The following is a 12,979-nucleotide window of genomic DNA, read 5'->3' on the forward strand; positions in this document are numbered from 1 at the left end:
ACGGCGAGTGCAGACGGGGCGGTGCCCCGTCAAGTGGACAGCTCAAATATTAAAAAGTTGTTCTCGTGTTATTTCCAAGTTAGGGACAAATTAATCATTAATTTTGGCAGTCCGCCTGGGCTGCCATTTTTGATCCAAGCACTTTCCTAATCAAAAGGTCCTTCTTGAATCATGGCTCTCCTCCTCGTGGATTCTTACAGAATACTATTATGCTGCTGTTTCAATGGCATGATTTCGGTATTCCGCTGGGGTCATCCCGTTGAGTGTCTCTTGGTGCCGATCACCGTTGTACCACAACACGTATTCTTCAATGAATTGCATCATTTCTTCGTATGTATTGGCATGGACAAAGTCAAAATATTCAGTCTTCGCATGGCTCCAGAGACTCTCCATCGGACTATTGTCTCCCGGTGTTCCCGGCCGTGACATGCTATGAATAACACCAGAACCGGCCAATTCAGTATTGTATAGTCGGGATGTGTAACCGGAACCTTGGTCACTGTGCAGCAGCTCAGGCAAAGTCTCCTCTGCCTCTGCAGCGGCTCTGAATGTTTGAGTGACCAGTGTAGCGGTCTCACTCGGCTCGACCTCCCAAGCCACGATACTATGGTCGTAGAGATCCTTGATTGCGCTCAAACGCAAATGGCACTCTGAATTGAAGCCATACGTCAACTCGCTGCAGTCCGTGACCCAAACCTCATTGGGCCGGGTAGGATGAAAGGCATGGCTGCCATCCTGGTTAAGCAATTTATTTCCAAGGATGTATTCCTTCTTTTCCGCTACTCGATCATGCTTCTTCTGGCGAATTGAACACTGAATACCGTTATCTTGCATCAATCGCCGAACCCGTTTAGGGTTCACATGATAATCAGTCTCCTGATTAATGATCATCCTTAACCGATCAACCCCATAAATGTAGTGATTGTCTTCTTCTAATTTCTTGATGAAACGAACCAGCTCAGTGTTCATGATGTCTTGTTTAGTTGGTTCTCGGTGCAGCCACTTGTAATAAGCAGAGCGTGGAATATCGAATATTTGGCAGCACAACGATACCGAATGGTATCGCTTGGTGACCCTGGTTACCTCTTGGGTGAGTTCTTGAATGGCAGTATATTGGTATTGTCGGTGTTGTTGCCGGCACTCCTTCTCTCTACATTTTGCAATTTTTTTAGGAGAGCGTTCTCCGTCTCCAGATAGTCAATCCTGGCCTTACTTTGTTTGTTCTCAAGCTTTAAACGTTGATTCTCATCAAGGGTGTTTTCAGGCTTATGCTGACCTCGCCGATCCTTAAGACCTTCCTCGCCGCTCTCGCGAAACTTCTTCACCCAAGAATAGACTTGACCGTACGAAACTCCAAAGTGCTTAATGGCCCCTTGGTAGTCCATATCATGTGCGATGATCCACTGTGCGATTTCGATTCTTTCAACGTAAGTTGTTTTCTTGCCCTTTGTCATGGGTGCACTCCCTCTAGTGGTCTGTAGTAGTTGACCACTATTATACAGAGAAACCCATTGGTAAACGACTGCTGGATTGGAGATGTCATACTCCGCACATAGTTTAGGGTAAGACGTCCCACCCGCCAGGTATTCTTGGACAATCTGAAGCTTGAACTCTCTGGAATACGTCTTGTGTTTACGTGGGTGGCGTCGCGTTGCTCGTTTCTTCGGGACGAGTCCAGCCGCTCCCCATTGCTGATAGCTGTGCACCCACCGACCTAAAGCCACATGGCGGGGTCCCCCAGACCTCTGAACATCCATGAGTGATTGGCCAGACAGAACTCGATTAACGAATTGAATCTTTTCTTCCAAAGAATAACGAATTCCCTTCCGCCGCATAAAAAAACTCCCTTCCAGGAGAACAGACCTTAAATATTTGGTCTGTCCACCCAAAAGGGAGTGTACCCGACTCGTCGTTTTTGTTTGGTCGCATTTGCGCCACCTGTTGACCATAGAAAAAGTCCTGTTCAAGTTGTGATAACAACGAGAACAAGACTCATTTTGTCAGGGCACTCAGCGTCAATACAGGCGGTTCCTGCCAAGCATGGTTAGGATTCGCATTTAACAAGGATTGATCTGTTGTTAAAACTAGCAAGCAACTATTGGTTTGTTGCAATGCATGATTGGCTTCAGTGAGGAAGTCGCGGGTAACATAAGGATCAAAGATCGCAGGAGAGCTGGTTAGCAGCAGGTAACGTTTTTTACCCATCAAGCCACGATAAAATTGCAAATAAATGCGTTGCATGGTGTTCAATGTCGCAGCTGGCTGGTCTAAGATCGGTGAATTCGTGGATAACCATTCAGGCAAGAAATCAGAGTCCTTGCAGCGTCCATTGATGCAAAGGTTGTTTCGCACGCTGAGATAGTCAAGGATACCTGTATGCCGGCTATTAATGAAGCCGACTTGCTTGATGACGCCACCATTAATAAAATCGCGCACGTACTGATCATGCAAGGCAATCAGGTCATTCTCGTTTGAGGCATAGAGATACTGAATCGTCGTTGGGGTAAAAAGTTTGGCAAAATTTTCGCGATAGATATCAAGTAGTTTTGATCGAAATAACATGGCTGTCTCCTAACGCGGTAAGGCACGCCTTTTCCGAAGCATGGAAAGTGGTGTGACCAAACCTATGTTGGTGATGAAAATCACGGCGAGACCATTTCCCAGTGCTGACAGGAAACCGGTTGGCTGTGTCATATCATCAGTTTTGCTACCGTAATAAAAGAGGGTTTCACGGGTAAAACCAGTCAGGTGACGGGCAAAGAGTTGCTCAAATGCGTGGTTCATTTCGATGCTGTCATACTTTTGTTGTAGCAGATGGGCAAATACCGAACGATTTGTGGTCGTTAAGAAATAAATCAATTGATCATTTAATAAAACCACAAGAAAAATACTAACAATGAAGCTAATTAAAAAGCTGAAAATTGCTTCAAAGGCGTATTGTAAGCCGATCGACATACTGCTTTTTCCGACTAAATACAAAGCATCAGTTTCAGACCGCCGACGCCGCCATAGCCAAGCAGTTCCTGCAAGCCACAAAAGACCGTCAGCAAAAACAACTTTGGTCAGCATCGACTGAGCAGCCTGCACCATTTGAATGTGGGCTTGTCCGACCTGCGTACTGAGCAAAATCGTCTGCCTATTTTGTGTTCCAAATGAGTTCAAGCGTTGCAAAAAAGCTGCCTGAGCAGATTGGTCAATCATTTCACTTGTCATCAGCATGATGCTGATCAAGCAGAACGCCACTGATAACAGCATCATCACAATATAATAACGGCGATGATAACGAAATCCTGAAAACGTTCGCTCAAAGAAATGCATCTACCCGTTCACCTCACAAGCAGTATAAGCAATGAATTTGAACAAAGTGTGAACATAAGCCGAGCATTTACTATGTTATTTGAATTTATTTAGATGGTTGGGTTGTGACATTCACATCAGACGAACTGCTAGATTCGCTGCTGCTGGAGGCTTCAGTTTGATCCTGAACTTTATCTGGGAAGGTGGTGATGGGATCAGTGTCGTCGGCTAATTCAGGAGCATCAGTTTGGTAAAGTCCAGTTGTTGATTGGTCATTATTTTCGCTATAGAGACTGGTGCTCTTGCTGCCTAGATTGCGTTCGATTGACAAGACATTGCTGAGACTCTGATTGTAGTCATATTGGTTAGGGTTGACGGGTTTAAAGCCAAGTGGCACGTAGAAGCGTAAGAGATTGCGGTTAGCGACATCGTCTGAAAGGCTGAGTCTTGTGTCCACTGACTTCTGATCCTTGACGATGGTTGCTTCAAGCGCAGGCGTCAATGTCAGCAGTTTACCGGTTGTATTATCGTAGACTTTACTGCCAAGTACGGTGTATTTAGAGGTGACAAAATTGTGATTACGGAAGGCAACAACGCTGTCGTGCTGACTGGACAGCAGATCGGTGCCAAATTGGACATAACGCGAGCTATCAATGCCTAGTAAGTGAAGTAAGGTCGGCAAGACGTCGATCTCGCCGCCGTAAGTGCTATTAACGCCGCCTTTAAGACCAGGCATGTGGAAAATCAGCGGGACGCGTTGCAACTGAGCATCATCGAACGCATTCCAAGTGCTAGGATCCTTGCCAAGCAACGGTGCCAGAGTGGTATTGCGATCATTACTAATACCGAAATGATCCCCATAAAGCATCACTAGCGAATTCTTTTCCAAACCGCTTGCTTTCAAATAGTTGAAGAATTCCTTGAGCGCTTCATCAAGATAATGAGCCGTGCGAAAATAACCGTTGATCGTGGCGTCATCAGTGCCGGCGTCAGGAAAATCGGAATCAGCTTGGGTGATATAAAAAGGATTATGATTGCTCGTCGTGATGATTTTGGCATAGAAAGGCTGTTGCAGATGCTCCAGATACTTTGGTGTCTCGGCCATCATCAACTTATCTTTAATGCCATATTCAGTCGCTGCTTTTTCGTCATGATTATAAAAGTTGCCGGAAAAGTAGTCGTTATAACCAAGACTCTTGTATACATTGTCGCGGTTCCAGAAGCTAGCAGAGCCACCATGAAAAACAGCACTAGTGTAACCGGCTCGTTGATTGAGAATGGCCGGCGCTCCTTCAAACGTATTTTCAGTGCCGAGACTGCTGAATAAAGAGCCATTGGCAATCCCAAACGTGCTGGTTTCTAGCATGTTTTCGGCGTCACTGGTTTTACCAAGGCCAACTTGATGAAAGAAGTTGCTAAAGCTTAGTGTGTCTTTTTCTTTAATGAGTGAATTCAGGAAAGGCGTGACTTCTTGACCGTCAATTTTTTGGCCAATCAAGAATTGTTGGAAGCTTTCCAAATGAATAATAATGACATTTTTGCCTTTGGCCGTCCCAAAATAACTGGCGTTTGGTGCGGCATAATGTGACCGCGTATATTGCAATACTGGGTCAAGATTCGAACTGTCTGCTTGGGCGCGGACCTGATTGTTCTGGGCTGTTTTGGCAGCATCGTACACGGTGAATGGCGCCAAGCCCAGATACTTAACGATATAATTCCGATCAAAAGTCCGCGTCAAAAGTTGCGGCCGATTCATTTCACTAACCGCCATGATCAACCCAAACAGCGCGATCCCAAAGACGGTGACAGCTTGCGGAAAGTGAAAGGGAAGTTGGCGGGTATCCAACGTCAGACCGAAATGCGGCCAGCGCAAAGGTTCATTGTGGATATAGCGCCAGATATTCCAAATACTGTAACTAAAATAAGCCAAGGCCACTAGCACAATATCAATTATATAAATGATATCGTGTGGTTTAACCATACTAAGCGAGCTAGCTCCAAGACCCTGACTCACTTTAGAGACGCCAAGGACCGTGTTGATGGTCAGAAAATCTGAAAACTCGCGATAATACAGAACATTTGCGAGTAATAGCAAAGTGCTGAGTATGTAAACAATGACGCCGATGAGGTAACCGCGGCGCGCATGCTTGGGATACAAGCCAAGCGATAGGAAAATGATCCCAGTTCCTAAAGGATTTAATAATAGCAAGGTATATTGTAGCGGATCATTTAAGCCAAGTGAAAAGTCCACAAAGTAACCAAAGATGGTCTTAGCCCATACCAAAAAAAGCAGACAGGCTAAAAAGCCAATCCGGGTTGATCTTATCCACTGTGCGAGGCGATTTAGTCGTAACCGTTTCAAAGCGGCAACTCCTTTCCACTTTGTTCTTTGTCATTGTACCCGCAAAAGGGAGGAAGCACAAAAGCAGCGTCTGAGCCAACTTGGTTTTGGGGGTGGCAAGCGTGTCTCAATATCTGAAAACTGAGCTGTGCTTGGGAGCGTGTTTCTGAAGCAACTGCAAAAGGCCTGATTACCATTTTGCTTAGACCCTTATGTGTTGGTTTCTTCGCTGCTTTGGCACAATGACGCGAGAACGCTATTTTAGTGCTTTTTGATGTCCCGCGCTGGCCTCCCGACATATTGATGAGATGATATTAAATCGTGATCCCGTCGCTGGTATCATGGCAAATCATGCAATGATTAGCGTACCTCATTTTCCTAATGGCAGAGGGTGATGCTCATCATTCTTACAGAGTCTTTAAAAGTTGTAACACATTGTGGGTATCCTTCAGTCACTTTGCTACAATGACAACTGGAGGTAGCACAATGCTGTTTTTGGGGCCATTTTACAACTGGATTAACACAACCTCGCTCAGTCGCGTCAACCATTTTCCTTTGGTTCGATTGATTGTTTTTAGTTTGGACAAAACTATTCTATACCTATTGATCTTTGCAGCATTGCGCTGCCTTTGGCTGTTGGTGACGAAGCGGAGAACCACTTTTGGGCGGGAATTGAAACTAGGCATTTTTGTCGGTTATTTAATGCTCTTATTTGCTTTGACAGTTTTTCGCGATGTGTATTATCCGTGGCAACTGCACTTTCATTGGAATCGGACATTATCTGTGATTAATATCCGACCACTTGTTGAAACGCTTAAATTACAACATGCTGCCAGTCACTTCGATCTCTGGTATCAATCACTAGGGAATATTGCTTGGTTTATGCCGCTTGGCTTTGGTATTCCCTGGGTGAGCAAACATCGACGGCGTCTCGCGGGCACGGTTATATTTGGCTTGCTGACGTCGTTAAGTATTGAAACCTTACAATTTCTGCTAATCAGTGGGGTAGCGGACATTGATGATGTTATTTTCAATGTGATCGGTGCGATTTTCGGCTATAGCCTATATCGCTTGTTTCATCATCGTAAATAAGCATGAGTCGTTTTAGTATTCATCATGAGTTTTCTGTGTATCATGAAGGTGAGCTGTCTCTTGGAAATGCTTTAGATCAGGTTGTGCTTGTCTTGCCGTGGGAAAACCGCTAGAATATTTTTTTGTGTTCAATTTTTTTAAATCAATCATTAAAATAGAAAGAGGCGCGTAATGGGATTTTTACTTGCGCTGATTCCAGCAATTGCATGGGGCTCCATTGGCTTGGTCAGTGGCAAACTAGGTGGCAATGCTTATCAGCAAACTTTGGGGATGACGTTTGGCGCGCTGGTTTTCGGGATCGGCACGTTGATTGTCATGCGTCCGGTCTTAGATACTAAAATTTGGTTACTTGGGATTGTCTCTGGGCTTTTCTGGGCATTAGGACAAGGCCAACAGTTTCAGTCCATGAAATATATGGGTGTCTCAATGACGATGCCCATTTCGACAGGGATGCAGCTTGTTGCGACAACACTGGCCGGTGCGCTGTTGTTCCACGAATGGCGTAATGGTCGTGATGTGACCTTGGGCATTCTTGCGCTGGTATTGCTGATTGTGGGCGCAACGTTGACATCAAGACGCGAACAAACAGACGACTTCACAACACAAAGTGGCGTTGCAAAGGGGCTGCGAACCTTATTGATATCGACAGTTGGGTATGCGGGCTACACGATTATTGTCAACGCTGGGCATCTTGGCGCTTTGGCCGTTGTGATGCCGCAATCCATTGGCATGATTATTGGTGCGTTATTAATGGGCATTGGCCATCAACCGTTTGCTAAGGCAACTGCCAAAAATATTTTGACAGGCCTGCTTTGGGGAACAGGGAATGTGTTCATGTTGTTATCGATGGCCAATGTTGGTTTAGCGGTTTCTTATTCATTGTCACAGATGGGAATTGTCATCTCGACTTTCGGCTCGATTTATCTGCTTGGCGAGCATAAAACACGCAAGGAAATGATCTGGGTTAGCTGCGGGTCGGCACTGGTGATTCTCGGTGGTGTCGTCCTTGGCATCATGAAAGCAAAGTAATCGATGAGAAGTTGCTCGATTGCTTGCTTTTTTACAAATTCAATTTTAAAGTTAACTTGTTAGAGTGTGAATTTGAACAAAGCATGGGTAACTGAATTTAAAAGTTTACTTGATGAGTTATTTCGAATTAATAATTGAATTGACGTTTTTTATGAAACCACTCTCATATCGACTTTTGACAGTTACTTATGTATTTAGAGGAGGAAGCACACGATGTCGTACATCAAATTTGATTCATCTAAGCTGGACAAGTTCGTTCATGCCAATGAACTTGAACAGATGCAGCCGTTAGTGACTGCAGCTGACAAGGAATTGCGTGAAGGAACAGGTGCTGGTAAGGATTTCCGCGGCTTTATCGATTTGCCAGTCAACTATGACAAGGACGAATTTGCCCGGATCAAGGCAGCAGCCAAGAAAGTTCAAGGCAATTCTCAAGTCTTTGTTGCGATTGGGATTGGCGGTTCTTATTTAGGCGCACGGATGGCGGTTGATTTTCTTTCCCAGACTTTCCGTAACCTTGACCCTGATCTGAAGTTCCCAGAAGTTTATTTTGCTGGTAACTCCATCTCTGGTACTTATCTGGCGGACTTGCTTGACATTATTGGCGACCGTGACTTCTCGATCAACGTGATCAGTAAGTCTGGTACCACGACTGAACCTTCAATTGCATTCCGTGTTCTGAAGGCAAAGTTGATCGAAAAGTATGGCAAAGATGGCGCAAAGGAACGGATTTATGCGACAACTGATCGTGCCAAGGGTGCCTTGAAGCAAGAAGCAGACGCAGAAGGCTACGAAGAATTCGTTGTTCCTGATGATGTCGGCGGTCGGTTCTCTGTGATGTCCGCTGTTGGTCTGTTGCCAATCGCTGTTGCAGGCGGTGACATTGACGAAATGATGCGTGGTCTCGGTGATGGTCGTAAGGCATACGCTTCAGCTGATTTGAAGGAAAACGAAGCTTATCAGTACGCCGCATTGCGGAACATTTTGTATCGCAAAGGCTATACCACTGAATTGCTGGAAAACTACGAACCAACGTTGCAATACCTTGGCGAATGGTGGAAGCAATTGATGGGTGAATCTGAAGGTAAGGACCAGAAGGGGATCTATCCTTCAAGTGCCAACTTCAGTACTGACCTGCACAGTCTTGGCCAATACATTCAGGAAGGTCTGCGCAACCTGATGGAAACCGTTGTCTGGGTTGAAGAACCAAACCGCGACCTAACCATTCCTGAAGATGCTAACAACCTTGACGGCCTCGGCTACTTGGCTGGCAAGAAGATGTCCTTCGTTAACCGCAAGGCCTATGAAGGGGTTGTTCTCGCCCACACCGATGGCGGCGTGCCAGTTATGACCGTCTCCATTCCAAAGCAGGATGCTTACACCTTAGGCTATCTGATCTATTTCTTCGAAGCTGCCGTTTCAATCTCCGGCTACCTGAACGGGATCAACCCATTCAACCAGCCAGGTGTTGAAGCCTACAAGAAGAACATGTTCGCATTGCTCGGCCGTCCGGGTTATGAGGATATGACCAAGGAATTGAACGCACGGCTTTAATAGCGTGGGTTTGAGGTCGTTTGGATAGGAAAAAATGAGAGCTCCAGAATCATGTTGGAAAAGTCCGTGGTGAAGATTTCGGACTTATCCACAGATTCTGGAGCTCTTTTTGTGTGCTCATTTGTTAAGGCTTTTTCGAATTGCCGATGGTTTTTGGGGGTTTTGAATATTTAAACTGAAAAGGGAGTTCGTTTTGCAACAAAAATAAAAGCTTACAAAAGGACTTTTACTGGTTATTCGGAGAATGTCGCAACATATTCCTCGCGTTTAGTATATGGCACCGGCGTAGCTCCAGCTTGGTTGAACAATTCAAGGATGTCTTTGTTAACAGGTTTAGGTTGATTTTTACGGTTTCGATCATTCAAAATGACAAAAAATTTTGTTGGCTCAACTTGTTGCTGTTTGGTTTCATAAATATCAGTAAAAATGGCTTTTGCAAAAATCGAATTGTTGGCAGACGAAAGCAGCTTGATTAGTTTTCTCGGAACGTTTTCTGCACCAGGGATCGAAAATTCGAAATTATGTGTTAAACCTGACTGCCCCATGAACGCGGCATTCTTTAAAACTCGGATATTGTTTGACTGAAAGAAAACAGCAACATCTTCAAAGAAAAAGTTTTGAGTTGGTCTAGGTGCAAGTACAAACATGTCATTTACAAAAATCATAGCTTGCAACAAATTTGTTTTTAGTCGGCCAAAGTCTTCACTCGGTCCAGATATCTCAAGTCTTGCCTCACGCCAATTCACTCCGAAAGAAGCTAGATGATCTAGGAGTAATTTTCTTCTTTGAGGCGAACGATCAATAAAAACTCCCTGGCTCTCTAAATTGTCGTTACTCCAACCATCGTCAGTGAGGATAATTTGAGAAGAATTTGGAATTTCAGATACGTACATAACCAGTCCATCATTAAATGGATCGGTAAATGGGCTATCAATGCGAACGGTTCCTTTATGGAGTTGTTTCATGGAGGTTTGTTCTTTGACCCATTCAAGGTATCGGTTGTTAAGCTCGGTTGCATTTAGCATGGGTCACCATCTCCTTAATCTTCAGTTGTTCTTGACATGTACGTACGCAATAAATTTTTCTAAATCTTCAATTAAGCTCTGAGGGTCCCCAAATGGGGTACTGGTTAGCGGATAAACATGTGCTTCCACTTCGCCCAAACCTTTAATAAAATGGTAGAGGTGAATATGATTTCCATCTGCAAAGGTTCCATCTGCATTATAATGCCGTCCCCCATTAATACACAATCGAACCAGATGGATATTGTTATCCGTGAAACGTAGATGAATACTGTATTTGTTCTCTATATTTCCTCGATAATAGTGCATAACATAGCGAATGCCATTCACCGAATCTTCGACATAGGCATCGTCCTTCGTTGAACCAACGAGTGGAGGTAGTTTGATAGGATCTTTAATGAATTGTTTGAATGTATTTATAAGATTAATAACATCAGGGTCAGTCAGTTGATCTAAACTCATCTTCTCACCTCCTTTTAGTTTTTCCCAGAATACTATCTTTTTAGTTGTAGTCACTGTAGTACATAAACTGACGGTTAGGTCTGATTTCTTAAAGAAATGGATGAAATCCTCGAGAACACTATCATCCACTTCCACTAATTAGACTCACTTAAATGAAATATATAGGCTAAACACTTGAGAATTATCAGTAAAAGTTTGGACAGAAATACGCTCAAGCTGATGAGTTTGTTTGAAGGTATTCGTGCTTTGCTGTGATCATCGCTAAATGTGTTTCAAGAGAAGCCTTGTCTCTGAAGTTCCATACCGCTATTCCATGTTGTTTAAGGTCGCCAACATATAGTTGGCTTTTTTCAGTAAGGCCGTCAACAAGGATATTAATGGTTGCATGGCTGCCATAATTGTCGTCTCGGAACTGTTGCGCGTCGCTCCATATACCAATGATAACGTTCATTGTATTTCTACTTAAACTTGTAGCCAGTTTTGTCAGTCTGAAATCATTTGGTTTGGGTGTAAACAGATACTCAAAGTGATATTTGGCGAATGATTAACATGGTGCGAAGATCGAACCAATAAAACTGTATTGGTCACGATGGCTCTTAAAGTAAGTTTTAACGTCATCGTAGAAAATATTGGCTGTGTTGTTTCGGTTGAGAAATACAAGGTTAGTTTAGTTTTAACATCCATAAATTGTATAGGGTGATTTTCAATCACAAATAAATTCGGTATTTCTTACCCTAATTTTACCACGATTATTTTCGTGTAAGACTGGAATGTACTTCTCTTTGAAGTGCTTGATGGACTTCGTTAGCCTATCTGCTTGATCTTGCGTTAATAATGAATCCTCCATCGGCTTCCTCCTGTATTTGTTGTCCCGATGTTTGTGTATTGACAGTTTCGTAGCAACAAATGCTGCTTGGCAAACTAAGCGAGTTAATTGCAATGACAAAATCAGCTATTTAAAAATAGATTCTGAAAGAACCCGAACTGAACCTGTGAACACAGATGTCATCGCATATTCTTTTATTAAGGAGCAAGCGACAAGGGTTAGGTGGGCTGATGAGTGCAATATAAATCCAAAAGTGCATCGCCTAGGTATTTGAAAACAGCAAAGTCAGACGTCAGCATCCATCCGAATAATCTCTGGGGAAATTGTCAGATAATCGTTGATTCCAGCCAAAAATTTTTGAAAATGCGCCGTCCCATTATGACTTTCAACGGCTTCAGCATCTCGCCAATGTTCGATGATTTCATATTCATTCGGAGTGGTGAGACTTTGATAGTGATCGTAGCTAAGGTTCCCTTGTTCCGCACGTGAACCTTGGACTAAAGCGGCGATGAATTGCCGATATGCTGCATCACGATCTGGTTTGACGACAAGTTTGACATTAATGATTTTCATTTTAAATCCTCCATTTTTTGTGTATGTCATATGATGATGGAAGCTGGGTCGCCAAGAAACGTTTTCGATCCATGGCTAGCTTCTTTTTGCATCAGTACTTGGTGCCTATTATACGGAGTGATTCAGATTGTATCAATTTTAAAAAGCAGCGTACATGGGTGGTGTCAATGATGTGTTTAAGTCTAAAAAATCACCATCAGCACAAATGCTGCCTCCATGATTAACAAGCCAAATAGGGCCGTGATCCTACCGATAAAACTGCGGTGACCTTGTTCAAGTGAGAAGGGGCGGATGTCTTCTTTGCTCGACGGTGATATTTCGAAATACTTCTCCATCATGTGACGTGAGATTGTGTATGACTGACAGCTTAGATAAATCAAAGTGATGGTGACAATTACCGTTAGCCAAGCGCTTACGCGACAAACGGTTGGGTCAGCGTAGACATTAAGTTGGTAGATGCCAGCAATCAGGAAACCGATGCAGGCACTCAGACTGAATAAGTTAAGGCGAAGCAGCAAAGCGACTTTTTGGGCCCGTTTCATTTCTTCAGGAAATGTTTTCAACATTTTTGCCGATAACATGACAACTTGATAAGAATTGGCACCTTTTGTCGGACGTTTTGCTTTTATGACTTTAACGACACCAGTTATTTCTGTGATGGCACCGATTGTTAAAAGAAGCAGGATACCGTCAAAAAAGATTTGATTTGTCATGAGGGACCTCCAAAAACTGAATCAAAAAAGCCGCTTCGACTGTTATGACGTCTAACGGCTTTAAGTGACG

Annotated in this window: 14 protein-coding genes; 3 read left to right on the top strand and 11 right to left on the bottom strand. The window is 43.7% G+C overall.

Annotation, left to right across the window (positions count from 1 at the left end):
- Window positions 1-207 precede the first annotated feature (207 nt).
- The 5 genes from AC07KQ_RS05670 to AC07KQ_RS05690 all read right to left on the bottom strand — a co-directional run bounded on the left by AC07KQ_RS05670 (window position 208) and on the right by AC07KQ_RS05690 (window position 5,659).
- Entirely contained in the window at window positions 208-1,104 is an 897-nt protein-coding gene (locus tag AC07KQ_RS05670) for an IS3 family transposase (RefSeq protein WP_123796487.1), read from the bottom strand.
- The gene (locus AC07KQ_RS05675; protein WP_013245323.1) at window positions 1,080-1,835 is read right to left on the bottom strand and encodes a helix-turn-helix domain-containing protein; all 756 of its coding nucleotides are present in this window, start codon (window positions 1,833-1,835) and stop codon (window positions 1,080-1,082) included. Before AC07KQ_RS05675 ends, AC07KQ_RS05670 begins: the two co-directional genes overlap by 25 nt.
- 157 nt (window positions 1,836-1,992) lie before the next feature.
- On the bottom strand, window positions 1,993-2,562 hold the full coding sequence (locus tag AC07KQ_RS05680; RefSeq protein ID WP_003566504.1) for a branched-chain amino acid ABC transporter ATP-binding protein: 570 nt from the start codon (window positions 2,560-2,562) through the stop codon (window positions 1,993-1,995).
- Between the two features lie 9 nt (window positions 2,563-2,571).
- Window positions 2,572-3,318, bottom strand: a complete 747-nt coding sequence (locus AC07KQ_RS05685) for a hypothetical protein (RefSeq protein ID WP_003566502.1) — start codon at window positions 3,316-3,318, stop codon at window positions 2,572-2,574.
- An 85-nt stretch (window positions 3,319-3,403) separates the two neighbouring features.
- Window positions 3,404-5,659: an LTA synthase family protein gene (locus AC07KQ_RS05690; protein ID WP_016386802.1), complete on the bottom strand. Its 2,256-nt coding sequence runs from the start codon at window positions 5,657-5,659 to the stop codon at window positions 3,404-3,406.
- A 465-nt stretch (window positions 5,660-6,124) separates the two neighbouring features.
- Between AC07KQ_RS05690 and AC07KQ_RS05695 the strand changes: the two genes are divergently transcribed.
- The 3 genes from AC07KQ_RS05695 (at window position 6,125) to AC07KQ_RS05705 (ending at window position 9,313) form a co-directional block, all read left to right on the top strand.
- On the top strand, window positions 6,125-6,730 hold the full coding sequence (locus tag AC07KQ_RS05695) for a VanZ family protein (protein ID WP_480156625.1): 606 nt from the start codon (window positions 6,125-6,127) through the stop codon (window positions 6,728-6,730).
- 171 nt (window positions 6,731-6,901) lie between these two features.
- The gene (locus AC07KQ_RS05700) at window positions 6,902-7,759 is read left to right on the top strand and encodes a GRP family sugar transporter (protein WP_003566496.1); all 858 of its coding nucleotides are present in this window, start codon (window positions 6,902-6,904) and stop codon (window positions 7,757-7,759) included.
- Between the two features lie 213 nt (window positions 7,760-7,972).
- Window positions 7,973-9,313 carry a glucose-6-phosphate isomerase gene (locus AC07KQ_RS05705; RefSeq protein ID WP_003566494.1) on the top strand — a complete coding sequence of 447 codons (1,341 nt, stop codon included), beginning with the start codon at window positions 7,973-7,975 and terminating at the stop codon, window positions 9,311-9,313.
- A gap of 233 nt (window positions 9,314-9,546) precedes the next feature.
- Here AC07KQ_RS05705 and AC07KQ_RS05710 read toward each other — a convergent pair whose 3' ends face one another.
- From AC07KQ_RS05710 to AC07KQ_RS05735, 6 genes are all read right to left on the bottom strand, one after another.
- Complete coding sequence (locus tag AC07KQ_RS05710; RefSeq protein WP_013245655.1) at window positions 9,547-10,338, bottom strand: DUF1829 domain-containing protein; 792 nt, start codon at window positions 10,336-10,338, stop codon at window positions 9,547-9,549.
- A gap of 21 nt (window positions 10,339-10,359) precedes the next feature.
- Window positions 10,360-10,797 (bottom strand): DUF6978 family protein, encoded by a 438-nt coding sequence (locus AC07KQ_RS05715; protein WP_016384445.1) that lies wholly within the window; start codon window positions 10,795-10,797, stop codon window positions 10,360-10,362.
- 211 nt (window positions 10,798-11,008) lie between these two features.
- Window positions 11,009-11,248 carry a hypothetical protein gene (locus AC07KQ_RS05720; RefSeq protein WP_032791034.1) on the bottom strand — a complete coding sequence of 80 codons (240 nt, stop codon included), beginning with the start codon at window positions 11,246-11,248 and terminating at the stop codon, window positions 11,009-11,011.
- Window positions 11,249-11,500: 252 nt separating this feature from the next.
- Entirely contained in the window at window positions 11,501-11,644 is a 144-nt protein-coding gene (locus tag AC07KQ_RS05725; RefSeq protein ID WP_158423317.1) for a hypothetical protein, read from the bottom strand.
- Between the two features lie 264 nt (window positions 11,645-11,908).
- Window positions 11,909-12,196, bottom strand: coding sequence for a putative quinol monooxygenase (locus AC07KQ_RS05730; protein ID WP_013245658.1), 288 nt, complete (start codon window positions 12,194-12,196; stop codon window positions 11,909-11,911).
- 182 nt (window positions 12,197-12,378) lie between these two features.
- A complete protein-coding gene (locus AC07KQ_RS05735) occupies window positions 12,379-12,909 on the bottom strand; it encodes a hypothetical protein (RefSeq protein WP_013245659.1) in 531 nt (176 codons plus the stop codon).
- Between the last annotated feature and the right edge of the window lie 70 nt (window positions 12,910-12,979).

It is taken from the genome of Lacticaseibacillus sp. YLM2-1, from assembly GCF_056583465.1.